Raw genomic sequence first — 21,840 nt, forward strand, 5'->3', positions numbered from 1 at the left:
CAACCTCAGCAACGCATTCACGACAAGCGGTCTACTCAACCCGACGTCATTCATCGACTCCGTGACGGCATACAACTTCCTGTACAGCCCCGCTACGGGGAGCGCAGCGGCGACGTCGGAAGTGACCAGCGGGCTCGGTCAGATACACACCCCGGTATCGGCGGGCGTCCCAGGTCTGTCCGCCCCAGCGGTTTCCGCGGAGACGGGACAGGCAAATCTTGTCGGAAGGTTGTCGGTCCCGGCTTCTTGGGTCCCCACCAACGCGACGACTCAGCTCGCTGCGGCCGAGTTGCCGGGTGGTACCCCGATGGTGATGGAGGATGTTGGCCCAGTAGGCATGCCTGGACTGCCGCTGAGTGGGATGGCCAACGGTGCAGACGACGACTTCAGCACTCCGTCGTACGGGTTCCGTCCGCGCGTGCTCGGCCGCCCCCCGGCTGCTGGTTAGCCAGGCAAATTAGCGTCTGTGCTCGCAGCTCGTGCAGTCGCCCCCGTGCCCGTGCGCTGCGTAGGCCCCGATGTAAGCATCGGCGGGTGGCCCAAATGCGAGACCGGATAGTCCCAAACCGGCGGACAAAAGAAAGGCGGTGACAGCCCCAAGCGCCGATGTTTTCATGCCGTCCACAATACAGACTTCGGCGGGCCGAAACGGCAAGCGCGGTTCGGCGTATCCCTCCAACGGTCTGTCTTTTCTATCCCTACCTGCGGTGCAGCTGCCGGCAAGGTAGACATTCGCCGCCTCCGTGCCCGTGTGTCGCGTAGCTAGCGGCTGCGGCGTGTGCAGCAGTGGCCACCGTAACCTGGGCCAAGCCGAGGCCTGCGGTTGCCAGAAGGCTCGACACCGCCAAGCGTGCCAATTTCTTCATGTGACCAAAGATACAAAGGTGACTAGTGATATAGGAGTCACCGATAGGGCACAAGTGACTAACAATACGAGCGACACGCCATGACGGTTTGAAGCGACCGCAGGCGTTGCCAACTCGCGGCCAAGCCGGGATGCAGCCGAAGATCCGCGACGTCGCCTTCAACGATCCAGCTCAGGTCGGCGCTTTCAGGGCACGGTACTACCGGCAGTAGCTCGTCGGCGTCGGCGATCACGGTGACGTAGGTCCAGCCGGTGCCGGCGGGCGCGGCGGTGACGACGGTTGCACGTACGGTGATCTGATCGAGCCGCACGCCGGTTTCTTCGCGGGCTTCACGAATCGCGGCGGCTTCGGCGCTTTCGTGGCTGTCCCGGGCACCGCCGGGAAGTCCCCACGTACCGCCCTGGTGGCTCCAGATCGCGCGGCGCTGCAAGAGCACCGCGGTGCGGCCGTCGCCGGCCGGCGCCCGCAGCAGCAGACCGGCGGCACCGTAGCGGCCCCAGAAGCGATTTCCGTTGGCTGCCTTGACCCATCCGTCGCCATCACCACGCATAGCGCCACGGTATGACGGCTACCGCCGCGTGGGCCTCGGACACGCGGGCCGGCGCCGACCGGCTACCGGGACTTTGGCGGAAGTTCACGCAAAACCAGTCGGGTCGACGTCCGCGACTAATTACGTTGTGTGGCTTGCATTCTCGTCTGAGACGGCTCTCACAGGCCCCGGCTCGTCAGCCACCCGTCGATTCGTTCGGCGACGGCGCTCCAATCGGGTTCGAGCATCATGTCGTGACCCATCCCAGGGACGATCTTGGCCTCGACACCGTATGCACGGGCCGTCGCGTGCACTTCCTTCAAATTAGAGCAGCGGTCACTTTCGGCGCCCAGGACCAAAAGTGGCGTCCGTACCCGCCGCGGCCTGGGCAGATCGAGAACCCACATGTCGATCGCGTCGCGCTGGCTCTCGTACTGTTGCTGCTGCGCCGTCCAGCGCTGGAGGTCGGACTCGCGGTTAGCGACGAGAAGAACGCCGCACGGACGAGTTCGGGAGTGTCAAAGCAAGTCAACAGATTTCCCGTGACAAGCGCTTTGGTGGTGCGCCAGGGGAGCCGTCTGGTCATACGCAGCGTGAACCGGCCGCACCGCGCGGCGGCACGGATGCGAGCAACACGCGTAGCGGCGCATCGTGCGACTCCAAAAACTTCTGCAGCACGAACCCGCCCATCGAGTGACCGATCACGATCGGCCTGGCGGCCAGACTCGACGGGACCGACTCGACGTCGTCGACGTACCCGCGAATTGAGCAGGAGCGCAGCGGTTTCGGCGCCGGGGTATTGCCATGGCCGCAGAGGCTCACGGCCAACGCGTGGTACCCCTTGTGCGCGAAAAACGAGAGGAAGTGTTCGTCCCAGCACCACGCCGCGTGCCACGCCCCGTGCACAAAGAGCAGTGGTAATGGGGTCGCGGACACTCCTGGCACATCTTGTCGGGTATGTGGGCGTTGAGCTCTCGGATAGGGCGCATCAGCAATGCGTTGGTGTGGGCAAGGGTTTCTGTCGGCTCCGGTCCGACAGGTTTCGGCGCATCGTGTGGCGCGCGGCGCAGTTCAGTAGTTTTGCTCGCGTTGCTTACTCGGTCGATCTGGCTACGGCTCCCGGTTCTTCTGCGGCGCTCTTCAGCGCGAGCAGGGTACGCCCCATGTCCTTGACCATTCGAGGTCCGCGCAGCCAGCCGAGTGTCCAGACGGCAGGCCGTTACCGGGCTAGACCAGACGGTGCCGGACCACAGACGGCGACACGACCAGACGGGCAGATGCTGGTTACGGTTTCATTCCTGAGCGGAGTCGCGTACTTGCCGCGTCGATGAGCTGTTCCACCGCCGCTTCGGCGGCGCGTTCGAGGTCGCGCATGTCGTCTTCCGTGTCAGGACAAGCGCTAATTCGGCGCGACAACGTCATGACGTCCTTAGCCTGGCGGCAGAAATCCTGGTCGGTGACTGGATCGGCGTAGAGCCGCATCACGTAGTAAGCGGCACGGGTGTCGGCGCGTAGGCGTTGGACCTCGTCACGAGCTTCTTCGCGGGCCTCATTGTTGATGCGTTTTTTGCCCCGGTTGAACTCGGCGCGGCGCAAAAGGGCGGCCTTTGATGCGAAGTCGGCGACCGCTTCGGCGAACTCCTGCCGCCGTTTTTCCCGCCGGTTCTCAATGGTTGTTCGTTCGGCGGTTCGGCGCGTGAATAAGTACGCCAAGTATGAGCCGAGGCATGTGCCGAGCACTGCGACGATGCTTGCCAACGTTTGTTGCATGCGCCAATTCCATCACATCGGGTCACACGCGACGGACGAGCGTCAGGTAGCGATTAGTTGGTCGAAATGCTGGTAGAGACCTGACAGTTGTTTCTGCCAAAACTCTTCGTGCTCAGTAAGATTCGAACCGGGGTCTAGGTTCACTGTTCGCGCAAAATCATAGAATTGGTCGCCTGGCCGTCCTGCATGTGACCTGGACGCGTAGACGATAACCGAGGACAGCAGAAGGCCGTCGAGTTTGCTCATGGTGCGCCGGTTCAACTCCGCGAGGTAGCTGCTGAGATGGCCTGAGCCGCGTCCGCGCCGGTTCAGGCCCGAGTAGGTGGCCGCCTCTTTGTAGGTCGCGGGCGTGTGAAGTATGCAACGGCTGACCACAAAGCGGTGGAGGCGATCCATCTTCGTATCGTCGAAATTGACCATTCGCCTAGAGTATCGACCGAATTAGCTCGTCAGGTACTCAATGAGCGCACGGCGCATCGTCTCACCCCGGCTCACTCCATCAAGTGCGGAACGCGCATCCGTGAGTGTGACCAGATCGACAGGTAGCCGAACCGAGTAAGTACTTGCCGCGTCATCCCCAATTGTGGGACGCCCGCGACGGCGCAGCTTCTCGGCGGGAATCCCCTTTTCGGCTTCAGCAACTAAGCGGGCGATGGTTTCATCGTCGACGGACTCTGGAAGCCTGACGCGTGCTGCGGGTTGTGGCGTCGCGGGCTTGCCTCGGCGCTTGACGGGGGTTTGCGCCAAGGAACTTCCCGCACGCGACTTGCTGCCCCTTGGCTGTACCAAGGTACGCGCTGCGGTCTTCTTGTCCGTTCTGAGTGTTTTCGCGGCGGCAGCCGCTGCCTTCTTTGATGTCATGTCGGTTTTATCTGCCTCTCGTGATGCGAAGTGCTTTGTCCAGTTCGTCCTTGCGCGCCCTCATGCAATGAATTACTTGGTCCCCTTTGGCCTTGTGAAGCACGATGAGTTCGATCAAGTGCGCCGCCGCTGTGAATCCGAACACCCATGTCCGAGGCGGATCAGAGTCGACCACGTCGTACTCAAGATGCACGTGGTTCAAGGCGTGATAGATGTCAGCTTTGGTGTACTTGCGTTTGAGTGCCGAGTCGGCGATCTCGGGCCGCGCCACGTGATTATCGTAACACGAAATTACGTCGCCCGACTGACAGTCGCCCCCGTCACGCCTTTTTCTTGGCTCCGATGTGCGGGTGGTCTGCTAGCCATGCGTTGATGGCGTCTCGGGACCATCCTTGGGTGCGTCCGGCGATCACGTCGGGTTCGGGGAAGTCCACGTATCGCTTCACGGTATCCAACGACACGCCGAGGTATTCGGCGATCTCGCCGCGAAGACATGAACTTGAGCGTCACAAGAGTGGCCACGGGCCGTTCGCTCGCGCTAGCTCGGCGACATGATCAGGAACCCGAACTGCGTCAGAGGCCTGAGCGGCGTGTCACCGTAGAGTCGGATTTCCTCCCCGCTGTTTTCCCAGAAGACCGTGAAAATGCCCGTCGACTTCTCGTACGCACGGGCAAAGTATTTGGCTCGGGCATTGTCCAGTCCAGCACCAAGGCCGCCATTTGAGCGGTGTCCGCGAGCGTGATGTTGACCGGCGGAATCACGAACGGGGTCCGCTCAACGGGACGCGGACTCCGTACGCGGCGTGGGTCTCCTGTGTGGCGCGATATCGACTGCTTGGGCAGACGGCTGCAATCCAATCGTCAAACGACCCCGAGATGGTGCCGCCTTGTTGTTGGTTGGTGGGAGTCCCGTGGCTTGACGGTGGTGTAACGATGGAGATCAGCATACCGATTAGCGATGTAGTCATTCCAATCGCGACTCGGGGGTCAGTCCAGGGACGTGGTGTACGACTTCGTCGTGTGATTCTTCGATGTGGTGATTAGGCGGTCAGTGAACCGCCCCGGGATGTCCGGAGACTCCACTTCTTGGGAGGGTTGGAGTCATGTCAGGTGGTTCGTCGAGGAGGTACCCGCCGGAGCTGCGTGAGCGGGCGGTGCGGATGGTCGTCGAAATCAGCGACCAGCACGATTCGGAGTGGGCTGCGATCAGCGAGGTTGCACGGCTGCTCGGGGTCGGCACGGCTGAGACGGTGCGCAAATGGTTTCGTCAGGCCCAGGTTGATGCCGGCACGCGGCCGGGAACTACGACCGAGGAGTCAGCTGAGCTTAAACGCTTGCGCCGAGAGAACGCCGAATTGCGTAGGGCGAACGCAATTTTGAAGACAGCATCAGCTTTCTTCGCGGCCGAGCTCGACCGGCCAGCACACTAATCACCCGGTTCATCGCCGACCATCAGGGCCACCGCGACGGCCCTGATGGTTTGCAATGGGGTGTCGAGCCGATCTGTACACAGCTAAGCGAGCTGGGTGTGCCGATCGCCCCATCGACCTACTACGACCAGGTCAAACGCGAACCCTGTCGTCGCGAAGTTCGTGACGAGAACCTCAAGTCCGAGATCAAACGGGTGCACGCCGCCAACTACGGGGCCTATGGTGCCCGCAAGGTGTGGCTGGCGCTGAACCGTGAGGGGATCGTGGTGGCGCGCGCTGCACCGTCGAGCGCCTGATGAGCGAACTCGGCCTGTCCGGAGTGGTCCGCGGCAAGGCCAAGCGCACCACCATCGCTGAGCCCACCGCAGCTCGTCCTGCTGCCCTGGTGAACCGCCGGTTCGGAGCACTCTCACCGAATCGATTGTGGGTGGCCGACATCACCTACGTGTCGACGTGGTCGGGCTTTGCCTACGTGGCCTTCGTCGTCGACGCCTACGCACGGCGGATCTTGGGCTGGCGGGTCGCGGCGACGATGGCGACCTCGATGGTGCTCGACGCGATCGAGCACGCCATCTGGACGCGTCAACAAGGTGGCATCTTCGATTTGAAAGGCGTTGTGCACCATACTGATCGCGGCTCGCAATACACTTCGATCCGGTTCACCGAACGACTCGCCGAGGCTGGCATCCAGCCATCAATCGGCGCTGTCGGCAGCTCCTACGACAATGCCCTGGCCGAGACGATCAATGGCTTGTACAAGACGGAGTTGATCAAACCCCGCAAGCCTTGGCGCACCATCGAGGAAGTCGAGCTGGCGACCGCAGAATGGGTCGACTGGTTCAACCATCATCGGCTCTACGAGTACTGCGGCGACATTCCACCCGCCGAGCTGGAGGCGGCCTACTACGCTCAAAGTCGGAGACCAGCCGCCGGCTGAGTTCTGAAACCAGAAAGTCTCCGAACTCACCGGGGCGGTTCACAGTGCTGCGGGGGTGTCCTCCTGTTCTGCCGGTGTGGTGGTGGTCAGGCGGGATTTGCTGAGGACGTCGAGGCCGAGGTAGCGGCGTGATTCGGCCCATTCGTCGTGTTGTTCGGCCAGGACGGCTCCGACCAGTCGGATGAGGGCGTCGCGGTCGGGGAGATGCCGACGACGTCGGTTCGGCGCCGGATCTCATTGAGCCGCTCTTGGGGGATTGTTGACCAGATTTGGCGCCAGATCTGCTTGGGAAATGCCGTAAACGCCAGCAGATCCGACCGGGCGGCTTCGAGGTGGTCGGCAACCTTGGGTAGCTTGTCGGCCAAGGCGTCGATGATCCGGTCATATTGCGCAGCAACGGATGTGGCGTCGGGCTGATCGAACACCGAATGCAGCAGTGTCTTGACCCAGGGCCACGAGCTTTTGGGGGTGATGGCCATCAAGTTAGTGGCGTAGTGAGTGCGGCACCGCTGCCAGGATGCTCCGGGCAGGGTGGCCCCGATCGCCGACAGCAGCCCGGCATGGGCGTCGCTGGTGACCAGTCCCACACCGGACAGGCCGCGCGCAGTCAACGAGCGCAGAAACGTCAACCAGCCCGCGCCGTCCTCAGCCGTGGTGACATCGATGCCCAGGATTTCGCGGTAGCCCTCAGCGTTGACCCCCACCGCGATCAGCGCGCGCACGTTAACCACCCGGCCGGTCTCGCGGACCTTGAGCACCAGGGCATCGGCGGCCATGAACGTGTACGGGCCGGCATCCAGGGGCCGAGTCCGGAAGGCTTCCACGGCGGTGTCGAGTTCTTTGGCCATCACCGACACCTGCGACTTGGACAAGCTGGTGATCCCCAGGGTTTCGACGAGTTTGTCCATCCGCCGGGTGGACACCCCGAGCAGATAGCAGGTGGCCACCACGGTGGTCAGGGCTCGCTCGGCGCGTTTGCGGCGTTCCAGCAGCCAGTCGGGGAAGTAGGAGCCCTGCCGCAGCTTGGGGATCGCCAAATCCAATGACCCTGTCCGGGTGTCGAATTGGCGATGCCGGTAGCCATTGCGGGAGTTGGTGCGTTCGGCACTGCGCTGACCGTACCCCGCACCGCACAGCGCATCGGCCTCAGCGCCCATCAGGGTGTGGATGAACGTGGCCAGCAGTTCGCGTAGCACATCAGGGTGGGTGGTGGTGAGTCGTTCAGCCAGCAGTGCAGGCAGGTCGATATCGTGGGCAGCGGTCATCGCGTCGATTCCTTTGCTCGAGTGACTTTGGACGGTCTCTCGAATCACGCGATGACGCTTTACTACCGGGCTACGACACGCCGGTCCTCAACTCACGGCCCGACTCGTACACCACCTTCGTGGACGCAACCGACTCGGGCCTTCATTTGCAGGATGTTACGCGCGGAGCTATCGCACAGACGCGCTATGAGCCAATATTTGGTCTGGCATCAGGTGTCGACACGCTCGCCTTGCCGGGAGTGCTCGGGTACCTCTGGGAACCGGCAGCAATGGTTGATCAGTCATCGGCACTCATCGGTGGGAAGGTCGTCGGCGTGGTCGGCGGCGGCACGCAACACCACCGCGTAGCTCGTCAAGCCTCCGTCTAACAGTTGGTCGCGGACAGTCCGGGCGGCAGGGAGATGCAGCAGCCGCTCAGGGTCCACACCGAGCCGGTCGGCCATATCGCGCAACTCATGGACGGTCGGGATGTGCTCGTCAGCGGTCACTGTTGTTGTCCGTTCGCGGGGTGAGTGTTTGGTTTGCGAGTTTCAGTAGCGCGTCTGCGGCTTCTGGACCGCACAACTCGACCAACCGGGCTTGCTGGGCGATCAGCACCCGTGCTGCTGCGGCTTCCAGCTACCCGGCAGTCGGACGCGGCTGCTGGGCAACCGCGTGCCGTTTCCCGACGAAGAAGCTAGCCCCCGTCAGCTATGCGCAGTAGCACGTCGGCCACCGCTTGCGGTCGGGAAAGGAGCGGTGAATGGCTTCCGGGCAGCTCTACGACTTCTGCGCCGATGTCGCGCGCTATCCGCTTTGACCAGTCGGGGTTGACGATCCGATCCTCACTGCACACCACGGAGGTACAGCTCACTGACGGGTGTTCGGTCAGTGAGCAAGGCAATGTCCACGGGTATCCGGACTGAGGTCGAAGATGATCGATGGCTGCGGCCACGGTAGCTTCGTCGCAGTCGGCGTAGAACACCTCGCGGACGAAATCAAAGTCGACCCACACGGTCCGCAGTTGCTCGTCCGGTTCACTTAATCCTTGAAGCCATCCCTCCGTAAACTCGGGGCAAACCATGTCGGGCTGCGCCTGCCATTGATCAAACAGGCCGATTCCGCCCTCTGGAACTGCAGCGCATAAATACACCAGATGCCGCACTGGTCGCCGATCGGGGACTAGTGCCCCGGTGGCACCGGCCAACGAGTGAGCCACGACCACCACGTCGTCGTCACACTCCCGAAGAGCGGCGCATACGAAATCTGCGTAGTCGTCGAAGTCTGCAGACCCGTCGTCACTCGGTAGTTCTGGGCTAATGACGTGATGTCCCGCCCGCGTCAGCAATGGGGTGAGCTTCTCCCAACACCATGCGCTGTGCCACGCTCCGTGCACCAAACCAAACGTCGCCATGTGCGAAGCGTAGGGACGCCGTCCCTTCGATGGAATCCTCCGGCGAAAGGGGGCCCAAATCTTGTGCAACGTACTCGCCACGGCAGGCTTGACTGCAACCTCGTCCCCGTGCCCGACAACATACAAAGGGAGAACAACGATGAGTGATAACGAAGGGATCGGCGTGCTGAGGCTCGAATGCCCGCAGCACCATCCCGTCGGCAGGATCCTCAAGCAGGTGTCGCATCAGATGGTCCAGTACGACCCCGGGGCCGCCGCCGGCGACCGCCGGTTCTGGCCCGACGAAGACGAGCACCAACAATTCAAGACGCGGTGCGGTCACTGCGACAGATCGGTGGGGGAATCCACCGCCACACTTCAGGCCGCATTCGCCGCATTGCTGGCCGACCCACTCGAGTTCTACGGAAATGCGACTTTGGCATACGCGCCGTGACCAGCTCTTTGTACAGCTCAGGCGGATTCGCCGCGCTTCGGCGCGAATGTACGAAAATGCCTGCGAATGACGACATCCCATGGTGGCGCGGATCGAGCGCGTACCGCGATCCGGGGGTCGCAGGGTTGTGGCTCGATCGGTTCCACACCGACGAAACCGCAAGATCGGCCACGTCCCGGTGTCCGTCGTAGGCCCGAAGCAGCTCGATGTAACGCGTCTTGTCAAGCTCCCAGTCGTACTGCAACTCAGTGGGATCCTGGACTACCGCGAACACCAGATCAGCGAGAAACCTTGTCGTGGACCCATTCCGTCTGCAAACGGATGGATCCGCACCGTCTCTGCGTGCACGACCATACCCAGTTGCCGAGGCGTCCGGTCGTCGGTGTGCGCTCACCGGTAAGCGATGGTGTCGAGCGCGTTTCGCAGTTCAACGGCAATCTGCTCCGGCGCGACGCCAATGTTGAGCTCTGAGCGCGCCGCCGTCCGGCCCAGCGTTCCACACCGGACCGAAGATCCGCGCGCGGAGATCGCGGACAAAATAGTCGCTGAGAAGCGCGTCGTGGCAACGAGCCGTGGAGCGTCGACGGCATCAGTTCATCGAACACCCGGTCCTGAAGACCCTGTGATAGGCAGCCGGCCATTAGGCTCATCTGCAACCGATTGCCAGGGAGTGTGAGCACATGGAGATGCCCTTTCGGGAGTGGACACACTGGGCGGCAGGGTATGGACTTCCACGTGCGACGCTCAGACTGCTAGCGCGACGGGGTGATCCGTTGGCGCGTCTTTTGATTGACACCAATCAAGGCGAAAGCATCTATCCGCTGATCGAGCAAGTTCGGGGACGCGGGCGGATGTCCCGAGTCGTGAGACGGGATGGCTGGGTCAGCGCTGACGCGCAGATTGTCCGTGAGGTGCTGCGCGACGGCCGATTCAGGACCACGAAACAGCAGGACCGGTCGCCCTTCCGTCTCGTTCAGTGGATCCTGGCCAAAACCAACCCCGGTGTGCTGAGTGGCGTCGAACCGCCCTCGATGTTGGTCACCGATCCGCCTGAGCACACGCGGTTGCGTCGCGTGGTCTCGCGGGCGTTCACGCCACGAGCGCTTGATGGACTACGTACCCGTATGCACGAAATTGCCGACGAACTACTTCGCGGCCTGCAGGGCAGCACCGAGTGCGATTTGACCACCGAGTACACCTCCCGTATCCCCATCGCGGTCATCGCCGAGATGCTGGCCATCCCACGCGATGAGACTCGCGATCTTCATGCGATCGGCGAGTCAACATCGCGATTGATTGCCACCACCGCCGCATCCTGGCGCGACTTTCGGGTAGCGATGAAAGCTCTGCGCCAGTTCGACCCCTACGTCGCGGCGCATATCGAGCGGCTACGCCACGATGACGCCGCCAACAGCATCCTGTCTGACGTGATACGCGACGGCGATCTCACCGACGTCGAGCTCAGGGCGCTTGCGGGGCTGCTGCTGGGCGCGGGGTTTATCACCACGACGCATGTCTTCGGCAAGGCGGTGGTGGCCCTGGTCCGCCATCCGGATCAACTGGCCGTACTTCGTGCGAACCCCGAGGGATGGCCCAACGCGATCGAAGAAGTCCTGCGCTATGACACGACCGGTCAGATATCGGCGCGGGTCGCCACCCAAGATGTTGACATCCAGGGATACCCCGTACGGGCAGGCGAAGCCGTATTTCTTCTACTAGGCGGGGCCAACCGCGACCCGGCAGTCTTCGACCACCCCGCTGTTTTCGACACCACCCGCACCAACGCCCGCGAGCACCTCAGCTTCGCTACCGGTGTGCACGCCTGCCTGGGTGCGACGTTGGCTCGCATGGAACTCCAAATCGGCTTGCAGTCATTGTTCGAGCACTTCCCCCAACTGACTCTCGCCGATGAACCGACTTTCAACGACAGCATCTTGTTGCACGGACTTAAACATCTACCGGTGTCACTTCAAGCCGCGAAAGCCACCGCGCCCTAGCGGCCACCGGCGCCCCTAACCTTCTCCTGGCGCACAGTGTTGCGCCCGAACACATCCCACCGCAGCTGTTTACGGCGGCTGGGTTCAGCACTGGACGCCGCGTTCTTCGGTGCGGCCGGCCTGCGCCGAGCGTGAACTGGCGGCGCGATTTTGACCAAAATCTCGCCCTCGCGTCACGCTCGGCGTTTCGCGCCGACGGGTTGCTTACTCGTGCGGGGTTCGTTGGGGGCCTTTGCAATTGGCCGTCGGTGATGATGTGCTCGGTATTGCTGCCTGAGGTTCTGAGACATCCATTTAACGCGACCCAGATTTGTGCTCGCGGCACCAATCGGCTAACGCTGAACTTCGCGCGGGTGGCGTCTACAACGCCCGATGTGGACCCAAATTGCTGCGTCACGATGGGGACGGTTCACGTCGAAACGGCCCGGGCAAAGCTACTCAGAGGTGCAGTCGACTTCAGGACGCGCGGTCGTCGTGCAGCGGCCCGGGCGGCACTTGGGTTACCTCGATGGTCTGGCCCGTCTCGAGAGCCCGCAGCGCGGCATGCACGACCGCGTTGTTGGCGTAGCCGTCGTAGGCCGAAGGTCCCGTGACGCACTGCCGGGCCAATGACGTTGCCCAGTCGACGTTCTGGGCCCGATAGGCGTCGTCGAAACGTTCGATCCAGTTCTGCGGCAGAAACGTCCCCGCGTCGGCACCGCCGTCGGCCCGGGTGAGTTGGCTCGGTACGCCCAGACTGATCGAGCCGGCGGCGGCGACGATCTCGCAATCGATGTCGTACCGAAAACCGGGCCCGCGCCCGATCTCGGAGAGCCCGAGGATGCCCGTCGTCGACCGCAGGCGGAGAAGGACGACGACGGCCTCACCGCCTTGGCTCTCTTTGACATCGCAGGACACCTCGGCGACTTCTTCTGCTGTGAACCACCGGAACAGATCGATGTCGTGGGTGGCCGAGCTGGCGATCAGCTTCGTGACATCGAAATCGATTGCCCGCGAAGGGTTGTGGTTACGATGCCGAACCAGCATCGGTGCGCCGGCGCGGCCGAACGAACGCTTCATCTGCCGATAGCTTGCGTCGTGCCTGCGCATGAAGCCCACCCGGACCAGCCTGCGACCGCAGTCCTCTTCAGCCCGCACGAGGTCGAGTGAGTGTTGTGGGGACGTGGTCAGCGGCTTTTCGCACAGGACGGGGATTCCGCGGTCCAAGCAAGCCCGAACGAGGTCATAGTGCGTGGGATCGGCCGTTGCCACGACGGCCGCGTCCACGACGCCGGAGTCCAGGCATTCGAAAGGATCACCGAACGTCGCGGCGCCTGGCGCAAGCGATTGGTCGACCAACGGCCCGTGCGGGTCGGCGATCGCGCTGATCTGCACCCACGGCGCCAGCGACCGAAACGCTTGCAGATGGAATCGGCCCATGTCCCCCAGTCCGATCACGGCCAGGCGAAGCGGGGCGTCGGTGCTCATAGCGCCGGCACCTCCGCCCAGCCGCCACCGGCGATCGACGCCGACACCGCCGCGTTGATCTGCGCCGCGCGCAGCCCGTCGACGAAGGTGGGCAGTCCGTCGGGCACCTCTCCGGTGCCGACGGCCGTATAGACGTCCGCCACGAACAGGTTGAAACACTCCTGGTAACCCTGCGGGTGCCCGCCGGGCAACACCGAATACCTTGCGGCGGACGGCGACAGCGCGGCACCTTCGCGTAGCACGACGGTGTTAGCGCGCAGTCCGCCGACGATCAGCTGGTCGGGATACTCCTGGTCGAACATCACCGAGTTCTCCCGGCCGTCGAAGGAGAAGTGCAGCTGGTTCTTACGGCCGGGCGAGGACTGACTGACGACGAGGCTGCCGACTGCGTCGTGGTCGGTGCGGAACAGCACGACTACGCCGTCCTGCCGCTCGCGGTCGTCCGCCCTCGCCGAGTTTTGTGCCGCGCTCAGTACTGTGATGCGTTGTCCGGTAACAAATTCCATCAAGTCGCACCAGTGCGAACCGATATCCCCGAACGTCGGCGAGATCCCGGTCTTGGCGGCATCCGACCGCCATCCACCGGGCTCTGACGCCGACATGAAGTCTTGCAGGTACCCGCCGTGGATCAGCCACGGCGAGATCCGCTCGATTTGTTCTCGGGCCTCGCGAACTGACGGATAGAAACGATACGCAAACGGCACCGCCGTGACCCGGGCCGCTTGGCGGGCGGCCGTGACGAGCTCCTCGGCCTCCGCAACGGTTTTGGCCAAAGGCTTTTCGCAGATAACGTGCTTGCCGGCGGCCAAGGCCGCCAACGCCCACGGATGGTGCAAGTGGTTGGGCACGCAGATGTGTACGACGTCGATATCATCCGCGTCGATGATGTCCTGAGCGGTGGCCGGGCGCGCGGCGTTGAGTCGCCGGCAGGCGGTGCGACCGTTTTCCGGGCTGCTTGCCGCCACGGCGGCCAGCACACCGCCGGCTCGGTGGACAGCGTGGGCGTGGACCGAACCGACCATGCCCACGCCGATCACACCGCTGCGCGGCCTACCTGGATCAGCCACCCACTCCGCCGACGTCGGCCCATTTCATAGGCACAACCTACTGTGCCGGCGGTTGGCCGCGCGGTTAGCCCAGCACGGGGAATCGGCGCTCGGCAGCCAGCTCGTCGAGGCCGGCCTGCATCACCTCGCGCACGTAGGCGTCGACCTTGGCGACATCGGGGTTCTTGCCGAACTTCTTGCCTATGTTGATCGGCTCCAGGACGCGGGTCACGATCTTGGCGGGCAACGGGACGTTCGGTGGCAACACCGCAAGGCTCACGCCGAACGGGAAGCCCAGCGTAATCGGTGCGATCTTGGCGCGCACCAAACGAGCGACGGGGCCCAGGCGCTGCGCCAACCAGGTGCCGCGGGTGAGGAACAACTGGGTCTCCTGCCCGCCGACAGAGACCATCGGGACGATGGGCACCCCCGCCTCGAGCGCGGCCCTGACGTATCCGGTACGCCCGCCGAAGTCGATGACGTTCTGAGCGAACGTCGGTCGGTAGGCGTCGTAGTCCCCGCCCGGGAACACCACCACGATGCCGGCGCTGCGCAGCGCGCTTGCCGCGTTGTCGTGGTTGGCGCGAATGAAGCCGATCCGTCTCAAAAAGCTTCCAGTGGGTCCGGTCATGATCATGTCGTGGCTGAGGGTGTAGACCGGGCGGTCATAGCCGTGCTTTTCGTACCAGTCGACGGCGAAGATCGGCACGTCGGGCGGCATCTGGCCGCCGGAGTGGTTGGAGACCACCAGCGCGCCGCCGTTGGGCACGTTGTCGAGTCCCTGCACCTCGGATCGGAAGTAGCTTTTGAGCACGGGACGGATGATTCCCATGACGCGTTCGGTGAGAACCGGGTCCCATTTCCCGATTTCGGTGCTGTCGGCGGTAGCGGTCATGATGTCCTCCTTGTAGGTGCCCGGTCAGGCCACAATGGCCTGGTAAGCGTGCTCGTCGGCTTCGTCGGTGAAAGTTACTGCTGCCGAACCGATCTCAGTGAATTCACGCAGCAGTGCCTCGGTGACCTCGTGGGCATCGGTAACCGTCGCGGAGTCGGTCAGAACGGAGATGTTCAGCTGATCCGCGTAGCTCCACACGGTGATGTTCAGGCCGTTGCCGGCGACGACCGGACCCACGGAGTAGAACTCGGCGATTTCGGCGCCGCCCACCCGTACGCGCTCACGCGGACCGGGAACGTTGGAGACGACGAGGTTCTGCATTTTGTTGTGGGCGTCGGTGCGTGCCAGCCAGGCGCTGAGTCTGCGGACCAGGGCGGGTGGCAGGTAGTCGAACCACCGCGTCAACAACTCGGGTCCCCGCAGGGTGTGCAACTCCTTGGCGGCAATGGCGGCGTCGTGGCTGTGCTTGACCCGATGCAACGGATCGTCGACGTCGGCGGGCAAGGCGACAGCGATATGGGTGAAGTTGTTGCCGGCCAATCTGCCCGGCGAGGTGTCAAGGCACACCGGCACCATCGCCACCAGCGGTGCGTCCGAGCTACCGTCGTACCGCAGCCGCAGTTCGCGGGTCGCCCCGGCGGCCATCGAGAGGATCAGATCGTTGATCGTGCAACCCAACTCACGGGTGACCTGCTTGGCGTCGGCGAACGGCAAGCTGGCCGTGGCAAACCGGCGCCCGCCGGTAAGCCGATGGTTCATGAACGATTCCGGGGCCTTCACGGATGACCGGTTTCGGCCGCTGCTGGTCACCCGGTGAATGCTGGCCGCGGTGTAACGCAAAAGGCTTGGTAATTCGGCGATTTGGCGGAGATGATCGCGGATGGCCGTCCACAGCAATGCAACTTTGGTCGGGTGCGGATCGCAAGCGGGGCCGGGGCCGACGCCTTCCGGTCGGTCGACGGCACCGGCGAGCAGATTGGCCGAGGCGACGCCGTCGGCAAGGGCGTGGTGAATCTTGGTGACGATGGCGCAGCCCCCGTCGGCCAGGCCGTCGACCACGTAGATTTCCCACAGCGGTCGCGTGCGGTCCAGCGGCTCCTCGATCAGTTTGGCGACCGCGTCGTCGAGTTCGCGTCGCCCTCCGGGAGCCGGTAGGTGCAACGGTCGCACGTGGTAGGAAAGGTCGACCTGGCAGTTCTCCCGCCACATCGGCCGGTGGAATCCATACGGGGTGTCCACGAGCACGCGCCGCATCGGTTCGAACCGGTGCAGGCGTTGCTGAACGACGTTGCGGACCCGTTCCACCGAGAGACCGCGGGCGTCCTGCGCATCGACTATCGCGATTTTGACGGTGTGCATGGGCACGTTGGTGGCCTCGGTGTACAGCATCATCGCGTCCGAACCGGTTAGTCGTTTCACAGTCTCACCCCTCGCGGAAGAAGCATCCAATGGCCGCTAGCTCGGCTGAGCGTCCGTCGATGCGTGCTTGGAGAGTCACCAGTCGCTGTCACCGCGTCGCTCAGCTGCATGGGGCTGCATTGCCCGTCAGCGGATGGGTCCGACGCTACGGGACTAAATAGACGAGTGTCCAGACGTATGACCAGACTGTCGTGTGCAATCTGTCACACGGGCTCAGCGCAGTATCCGGCGAACCGCAACCTCGAGCTGATTGGTGACCTCGGCGAAGGAAGCCATCCCGGTGCCGGCCCGCATCATCGCGCCGGCATACACGAGGGCAAGCAGCGATACCGTCTCCTCATCGGCGTCGTCTGCGACCGCCGCCGCGATGAGTTCGTGGTTATGCTTGGCGATTTCGGCCCTGATCATTTCGACGTCCGGATCTGGACTGTTGATTACCACGCGCACCGCGTCGGCCAGCGCGGGCTCGTCGGCAACGAGGTAGGCCAGGCTGCGTAACACCGTGAACACCCTGGTCTGCACGTCTGCTGAGGTGTTCGCCGGCGGCTGCTCCATCGACAGCCGTCGCCAATAAACCTCGGCGATCAGATGGTCTTTGGACGAAAAATACGTATAGGCCGTCGCCCGCGCGACCCCGGCCTGCGCGGCGACCGCCTGCAGGGTCAGGTCGTGGTAGCCGACCTCGCGCAGTACTTCGACGGTGGCGCGGCTCAGCCGCCGCACCGTGTCCGCGCGCTTACCCGTCAGGCGACGGCGGGTGGATTCGACGGCCACATTCTCGGACATGCGTCTAGACGCTACAACACCGGAACCAGACACGCTACTGGACGGTAGTCCAGACACGTGCCAATTTTCAGCCGCCGACAGGGGCCCGTGGCCGCACTCCTGATCGGTTCGCGCTCGCCTCGAAAGGCTTACGATGCGCACATGATCTCTCCCGACGATGCCATCGACGCGATCCGAGGCACCGGGGGAGCCCAGCCCGGCTGTCGCGCCCTGCACGCGAAAGGCACCCTGTACCGCGGCACGTTCACGGCCACTGCCGAGGCAGCCCGGCTTTCGGTGGCAAAGCACCTCGACGGCTCAGCGGTCCCGGCGCTGATCCGCTTCTCCAATGGGTCGGGCAATCCCGCGGAACCGGACAACGTGGCAGGGGTGCGTGGGATGGCGGTGAAGTTCACCCTGCCCGACGGTTCGACCACCGACGTGTCGACGCAGACGGCGCGGCTATTCCTCTCCAGCACCCCGGACGGATTCGTCGATTTCCTGCGGGCGATGCGCCCCGGTCCCGCCGCGCCGCTGCGGATGGCCAAATTCCTTGTGACCCACCCCCGATTGCTCGGCGCGCTGCCGGTGCTGCGCGCAGCCACCCGGATCCCGGCCAGCTACGCGAGCATCGAATTCCACGGGCTGCACTCCTTCCGCTGGGTCGACGCCGACGGCGAAGGCAGGTTCGTCCGTTACCACCTGGTCCCCGCGGGCGGCGAGGAGGTCCTGTCGACCGAGGAGGCCCGTGCCAAGGATCCGGAGTTCCTTACCGCCGAGCTGAATGCCCGCCTGACGTCCGGGACGGTGCGGTTCGATTACCAGGTCCAGATCGCGGGGCCCACGGACTCGACCGTCGACCCGTCGGCGCCCTGGAAAAGCACCGAGATGGTCACGGTTGGCACACTCGAGATCGCGGGCCTTGACACCGAGCGTGAGCACGGTGGTGACATCGTGGTCTTCGACCCGATGCGGGTGACCGACGGCATCGAACCCTCGGACGATCCCGTGCTCCGGTTCCGCTCGCTGGCGTATTCGGCATCGGTCAAGCTGCGCACCGGGGTGGATCGAGGTGCCGAAGCGCCTCGCGTCTGAGGCGCGACTACGGTTGGGGGAGTGCCGCTTTCCCACATGATCTTGATCGGCCTGGCCGGGCTGGGCGCCGGTGCGATCAATGCGCTGGTCGGTTCGGGCACCCTGGTCACGTTCCCGACGCTGGTGGCCCTCGGGTATCCGCCGGTGACGGCCACCATGTCGAACGCCGTCGGTCTGGTGGCCGGCAGCGTGTCGGGCACCTGGGGCTACCGCGCCGAGCTCGAGGGCCAGTGGAATCGGTTGCGCTGGCAGATCCCGGCATCGCTGGCCGGCGCCATGCTGGGCGCTTATCTGCTGCTGCACCTGCCCGAGAAGGTGTTCATCCGGATCGTGCCGGTGCTGCTGGTCCTGGCCCTGGCTCTGGTGGTGGCGGGGCCCTGGATTCAGTCGTGGGCGCGTCGGCGGGCCGAGGCGGCAGGGCGCTCCGCCGAACACATCACGCCCGCGCGGATGGCCACACTGGTCTTCGCCACGTTCGCTGTCGCCGTTTACGGCGGCTACTTCACCGCGGCGCAGGGCATCCTGCTGGTCGGTGCCATGGGCGCGTTGCTGCCGGAGTCGATACAGCGGATGAACGCGGCCAAGAATCTGCTGACGCTGGTGGTGAATATGGTTGCGGCGGTTGGCTATACGCTGGTCGCCTGGCATCGGATCAGTTGGCCGGTTGCGGCGGTGATCGCGGTGGGATCGCTGATCGGGGGAGTGATCGGGGCGCGTTATGGGCGACGGCTGTCGCCGAATGCTTTGCGCGCCACGATCGTGGTGGTCGGGCTGATCGGGCTGTATCGACTGCTCACGGTGTGAGCGATGCACCCCGCGGCAACGGAAGTGTCAGGTCGTCAGTGAACCAAGCCGGTACGGCGGGGTGCCGCACCCACGAGGGCGTGGTCCACGGTCGGGTAAATCGGCAGCGCGGCGCTGAGCCCGGAAGCCGCGACGATCCGGTTGATGACCGGCTGGCAGCTCACCAGACGCAGTTCGACGCCGCGGCGGCTGCAGCGCTCGGCCACCTCGACCAGCACGGCGAAGGCGCAGCAGCCCATGAAATCGAGGCCGTTGACGTCGACGACGCACGACCCGGGCGCACTGACCACAGCGGCTGCCTCGTTGACTAACTGGCGCCAGGTGTCCTCGTTGCACGCGTCCACTTCGCCGCCGGCATGGATCACCACCGCCGAGCCGATGCGGCTGGTGGTCGCACGCAGCGTGCTGTGCGGGTCGCCCAATTGGTAAACCAGCCGGGTGCTGAGCATCAGGCGGGGTGTCGAGATTGGCTCTGCCGTGACGAGGCTCATGATGGACTCCTAATCGGCTGGCACTAAGGCCGCGATGGAAATCCGTCCTATATGTCTAAAGACAGACCTGTCGCGATGTGAATCTCATTTGTATAACAAGACAGGGCGGTCTGTCTACACGGCACGCCGTGTGACTATCGTGGGAACTGCTATGACAAGCGTCGATGCCGCGGCTCAGCGCGCTATCCCAGCCCGTGAGCGGATCCTGAGTTCGGCATACGAGCTGTTCAGCCGGCGAGGGATCCGCGCCGTGGGCACCGACGAGGTGATCGAGCGGGCCGGGGTGGCCAGGGCGACGCTCTACCGCCACTTCGCGACGAAGAACGACCTGGTGCTGGCGGTGCTGGAGCGTCGAGAGCAACTCTGGACTTACGGTCTGATCGAGGCGGAGTCCCGGCAGCGTGGTGACACCCCCGAGGAACAACTGCTGGCGATCTTCGACGTTATGCACGACTGGTTCCAAAATCGCGACGGTTATGAGGGTTGCTCGTTTATCAACGTGTTGTTGGAGCTGGGCGCGGATCATCCCGCCGGGCGGGCCAGCGTCGCGCACATCGACCAGGTCCGCGAAATCGTGCGCCGACGCGCGCTGGCGGCCGGCCTCGACGATGTCGAGGACTTCGCGTGGTCCTGGCACATCCTGATGAAGGGGGCCATCATCCTGGCCGCGGTGGGTGACCCGCAGGCCGCGCGGCGGGCCCAGAAGATGGCGCGGGTCCTCATCGAGCAGCACCGGCCTCCGGCGGTTGCCCAGTAGCCGTCACGCGGCGTCAGCCGATTCGGCCTTGCGGTAGTGTTCGGCCTCGAGTTCGGCTATCGCGCGAGATGTGCGTTCGCGCAACACAATTGCCGCAGTGGCGCCGCAGATGATGGCGATCACCAGTGCGACCCAGGAGAATCGTTCCAGCCAGCGTTCCGCGGCCATCCCGGCGAAGTAGACCAGTGCGGTGGTGCCCCCCGCCCAACAAATGCCACCCGACACGTTGGCCACGAGGAAGCGCGGGTACGCCATCTTCAGTGCACCGGCGAGCGGCCCGGCGAATATCCGCAGCAGTGCGATGAAACGACCGAAGAATACCGCCCGGACTCCCCAGCGGGTGAATAACTTCTCCGCCAGGGCCACATGCCCGGGACCGAAATGCTTGGGGAACCGGCGGCCCAGCCGCTCGAAAAGCGGCATGCCGAACCGGCGACCGATTGTGTATCCGATGGTATCGCCGACCACCGCGCCCACGACCGCCGCGGCGCCGACACCGACCGGGTTGACCGCCAAGTCGTGGTGCGAAGACATCAGCGCGGCGCTGACGAGGACGATCTCACCCGGAAGCGGGATGCCGAGGCTCTCGACGCCGACCACTGCGCCCACGACCAGGTAGACGGTGAGTGGCGGGATGGATTGCAGCAGCTCCTCCACATTCATGGGTCAAGAATGCACGACCGGCGCCGGATACGCGGCGCAATTGGTCTCAGCTTCGCGTGACGTCGCGCCGGACGTATCGCGCGGTGACCGGTTCCAATCGTGGCCGCTTGGGCACGCGCCCGTCGGCGGAAGATTTGCCGCGCAGGCGGCGCCATACCCACGGCGTGAACTTGCCCTGCATCCAGCGCAGCTGTTCATACCTGTGCGCGCGGAACGACAGCCGGGCCGGGTCGGCGCTGGCTTGGGCCCAATCATGGTTGCTGCCAGGCAGATCGAGAGCTTCGGCGGCCGCGGCAGCGAACAAAATATGCCCCTTGGTGGACGCGTGGACACGGTCGACGCTCCAGGTGTCCAGGTCGCGCATCGAGTCCGCGTGGTACAGGTCCACCAGCCTGAACCGGTAGCGGCCGGCGGCCTCGGTGATCGCATTGTTGATGCGGGCGAGCCGGTTTGCGACCAGCCGGCCCAGCGGCAGGAATTGCGCAACGTTCGGGAAGGTGGTCGTCACCACCGTCGCGCCCGATTCGGCCAGTGCGGCGTAGAGGCTTTCGAGGTCGACAAGGGCTGGGCCGAACGAACGTCCGGGTTGGATGACGTCGTTCATCCCGACGCACACGGTGATCAGATCCGGCCGCATGGCCAGCGCCGGCGGAACTTGTTCGTGCAGTACGTGGCCGATCAGCTTGCCGCGGATCGCGAGGTTGGCGTACTCCAAACCGGGGTAGAGCCCGTCGAGCCTGGCGGCCAGGCGGTCGGCAAAGCCCAGCAGGCCGGCGTCGTCGTCGCCGTCCCACAGGCCCTCGGTCTGGCTGTCGCCGATGGCTACGTACCGGTTGTAACCGTCAACCACGACGTTGAGAGTAATGGCGCCACGCGCAGGTCGGGAGCTGCCCCGCCATGCCGTGTTCTGCCGCGGGGCTAAAGCTCAAGTCACGCAGAACGTTCACCTCCGTTGCT

Annotated in this window: 24 protein-coding genes and 2 pseudogenes; 7 read left to right on the forward strand and 19 right to left on the reverse strand. The window is 64.2% G+C overall.

All coding sequences use genetic code 11. The features are described 5' to 3' along the window. Positions 1-448 (forward strand): PE/PPE C-terminal domain-containing protein (locus JO236_RS15220; protein WP_293331734.1); only part of this gene is annotated, 448 nt, incomplete at its 5' end. A gap of 476 nt (positions 449-924) precedes the next feature. Here JO236_RS15220 and JO236_RS15225 read toward each other — a convergent pair. From JO236_RS15225 to JO236_RS15260, 8 genes are all read right to left on the reverse strand, one after another. Next, positions 925-1,416: an NUDIX domain-containing protein gene (locus tag JO236_RS15225; protein ID WP_293331737.1), complete on the reverse strand. Its 492-nt coding sequence runs from the start codon at positions 1,414-1,416 to the stop codon at positions 925-927. A 158-nt stretch (positions 1,417-1,574) separates the two neighbouring features. Beyond that, positions 1,575-1,709: a hypothetical protein gene (locus JO236_RS15230; RefSeq protein WP_293331740.1), complete on the reverse strand. Its 135-nt coding sequence runs from the start codon at positions 1,707-1,709 to the stop codon at positions 1,575-1,577. A 268-nt stretch (positions 1,710-1,977) separates the two neighbouring features. Continuing rightward, positions 1,978-2,331, reverse strand: a complete 354-nt coding sequence (locus tag JO236_RS15235; protein WP_416362252.1) for an alpha/beta hydrolase — start codon at positions 2,329-2,331, stop codon at positions 1,978-1,980. 348 nt (positions 2,332-2,679) lie between these two features. Further along, positions 2,680-3,165 (reverse strand): hypothetical protein, encoded by a 486-nt coding sequence (locus JO236_RS15240; protein WP_293331743.1) that lies wholly within the window; start codon positions 3,163-3,165, stop codon positions 2,680-2,682. A 42-nt stretch (positions 3,166-3,207) separates the two neighbouring features. After that, positions 3,208-3,585, reverse strand: coding sequence for a hypothetical protein (locus JO236_RS15245; protein WP_293331746.1), 378 nt, complete (start codon positions 3,583-3,585; stop codon positions 3,208-3,210). A 21-nt stretch (positions 3,586-3,606) separates the two neighbouring features. Further along, positions 3,607-4,026, reverse strand: coding sequence for a hypothetical protein (locus JO236_RS15250; RefSeq protein ID WP_293331749.1), 420 nt, complete (start codon positions 4,024-4,026; stop codon positions 3,607-3,609). A 7-nt stretch (positions 4,027-4,033) separates the two neighbouring features. Then, positions 4,034-4,297 carry a hypothetical protein gene (locus JO236_RS15255; RefSeq protein WP_293331752.1) on the reverse strand — a complete coding sequence of 88 codons (264 nt, stop codon included), beginning with the start codon at positions 4,295-4,297 and terminating at the stop codon, positions 4,034-4,036. Positions 4,298-4,346: 49 nt separating this feature from the next. Continuing rightward, positions 4,347-4,472, reverse strand: coding sequence for a hypothetical protein (locus JO236_RS15260; protein WP_293331755.1), 126 nt, complete (start codon positions 4,470-4,472; stop codon positions 4,347-4,349). A gap of 657 nt (positions 4,473-5,129) precedes the next feature. Between JO236_RS15260 and JO236_RS15265 the strand changes: the two are divergent. Continuing rightward, positions 5,130-6,393, forward strand: a pseudogene (locus tag JO236_RS15265) (IS3 family transposase). Positions 6,394-6,432: 39 nt separating this feature from the next. Here the strand turns inward: JO236_RS15265 and JO236_RS15270 are convergent. From JO236_RS15270 to JO236_RS15280, 3 genes and pseudogenes are all read right to left on the reverse strand, one after another. Continuing rightward, positions 6,433-7,658 (reverse strand): annotated as a pseudogene (locus tag JO236_RS15270) (IS256 family transposase). 281 nt (positions 7,659-7,939) lie between these two features. Next, positions 7,940-8,146, reverse strand: coding sequence for a hypothetical protein (locus JO236_RS15275; RefSeq protein ID WP_293331758.1), 207 nt, complete (start codon positions 8,144-8,146; stop codon positions 7,940-7,942). 188 nt (positions 8,147-8,334) lie between these two features. After that, positions 8,335-9,051 carry an alpha/beta fold hydrolase gene (locus JO236_RS15280; protein WP_293331761.1) on the reverse strand — a complete coding sequence of 239 codons (717 nt, stop codon included), beginning with the start codon at positions 9,049-9,051 and terminating at the stop codon, positions 8,335-8,337. 139 nt (positions 9,052-9,190) lie between these two features. Between JO236_RS15280 and JO236_RS15285 the strand changes: the two genes are divergently transcribed. Together JO236_RS15285 and JO236_RS15290 are read left to right on the forward strand one after the other, a co-directional pair. Next, positions 9,191-9,484, forward strand: coding sequence for a hypothetical protein (locus JO236_RS15285; protein WP_293331763.1), 294 nt, complete (start codon positions 9,191-9,193; stop codon positions 9,482-9,484). Between the two features lie 863 nt (positions 9,485-10,347). Continuing rightward, positions 10,348-11,481: a cytochrome P450 gene (locus JO236_RS15290; protein ID WP_293331766.1), complete on the forward strand. Its 1,134-nt coding sequence runs from the start codon at positions 10,348-10,350 to the stop codon at positions 11,479-11,481. Between the two features lie 456 nt (positions 11,482-11,937). Here the strand turns inward: JO236_RS15290 and JO236_RS15295 are convergent, their stop codons facing one another. The 5 genes from JO236_RS15295 to JO236_RS15315 all read right to left on the reverse strand — a co-directional run bounded on the left by JO236_RS15295 (position 11,938) and on the right by JO236_RS15315 (position 17,094). Further along, complete coding sequence (locus JO236_RS15295) at positions 11,938-12,948, reverse strand: Gfo/Idh/MocA family protein (RefSeq protein WP_293331769.1); 1,011 nt, start codon at positions 12,946-12,948, stop codon at positions 11,938-11,940. Continuing rightward, on the reverse strand, positions 12,945-14,015 hold the full coding sequence (locus JO236_RS15300; protein WP_293331772.1) for a Gfo/Idh/MocA family protein: 1,071 nt from the start codon (positions 14,013-14,015) through the stop codon (positions 12,945-12,947). The genes JO236_RS15295 and JO236_RS15300 overlap by 4 nt, the downstream gene beginning before the upstream one ends. A 64-nt stretch (positions 14,016-14,079) precedes the next feature. Next, positions 14,080-14,889, reverse strand: coding sequence for a lysophospholipid acyltransferase family protein (locus JO236_RS15305; protein WP_293331775.1), 810 nt, complete (start codon positions 14,887-14,889; stop codon positions 14,080-14,082). A gap of 24 nt (positions 14,890-14,913) precedes the next feature. Next, positions 14,914-16,308: a WS/DGAT/MGAT family O-acyltransferase gene (locus JO236_RS15310; RefSeq protein ID WP_293331778.1), complete on the reverse strand. Its 1,395-nt coding sequence runs from the start codon at positions 16,306-16,308 to the stop codon at positions 14,914-14,916. Between the two features lie 213 nt (positions 16,309-16,521). After that, positions 16,522-17,094 (reverse strand): TetR family transcriptional regulator, encoded by a 573-nt coding sequence (locus JO236_RS15315; RefSeq protein WP_293331781.1) that lies wholly within the window; start codon positions 17,092-17,094, stop codon positions 16,522-16,524. Positions 17,095-17,235: 141 nt separating this feature from the next. Here JO236_RS15315 and JO236_RS15320 point away from each other — a divergent pair, with 141 nt between their 5' ends. Further along, a complete protein-coding gene (locus JO236_RS15320) occupies positions 17,236-18,168 on the forward strand; it encodes a catalase family peroxidase (protein ID WP_293331783.1) in 933 nt (310 codons plus the stop codon). A gap of 36 nt (positions 18,169-18,204) precedes the next feature. Continuing rightward, positions 18,205-18,972 (forward strand): sulfite exporter TauE/SafE family protein, encoded by a 768-nt coding sequence (locus JO236_RS15325; protein ID WP_293331844.1) that lies wholly within the window; start codon positions 18,205-18,207, stop codon positions 18,970-18,972. Between the two features lie 35 nt (positions 18,973-19,007). Here the strand turns inward: JO236_RS15325 and JO236_RS15330 are convergent, their stop codons facing one another. Next, positions 19,008-19,463: an anti-sigma factor antagonist gene (locus JO236_RS15330; protein WP_293331785.1), complete on the reverse strand. Its 456-nt coding sequence runs from the start codon at positions 19,461-19,463 to the stop codon at positions 19,008-19,010. Between the two features lie 151 nt (positions 19,464-19,614). On the opposite strand from JO236_RS15330, the gene JO236_RS15335 reads away from it, so the two are divergent. Beyond that, complete coding sequence (locus JO236_RS15335; protein ID WP_293331787.1) at positions 19,615-20,220, forward strand: TetR/AcrR family transcriptional regulator; 606 nt, start codon at positions 19,615-19,617, stop codon at positions 20,218-20,220. Between the two features lie 3 nt (positions 20,221-20,223). On the opposite strand, the gene JO236_RS15340 is transcribed toward JO236_RS15335, so the two are convergent. Continuing rightward, positions 20,224-20,883, reverse strand: coding sequence for a DedA family protein (locus JO236_RS15340; protein ID WP_293331790.1), 660 nt, complete (start codon positions 20,881-20,883; stop codon positions 20,224-20,226). A gap of 46 nt (positions 20,884-20,929) precedes the next feature. Next, positions 20,930-21,733 carry an SGNH/GDSL hydrolase family protein gene (locus JO236_RS15345; protein WP_293331793.1) on the reverse strand — a complete coding sequence of 268 codons (804 nt, stop codon included), beginning with the start codon at positions 21,731-21,733 and terminating at the stop codon, positions 20,930-20,932. Positions 21,734-21,840 lie beyond the last annotated feature (107 nt).

The sequence above is a fragment of the Mycobacterium sp. genome (assembly GCF_019247635.1).
In the GTDB taxonomy this organism is placed as follows: domain Bacteria; phylum Actinomycetota; class Actinomycetes; order Mycobacteriales; family Mycobacteriaceae; genus Mycobacterium.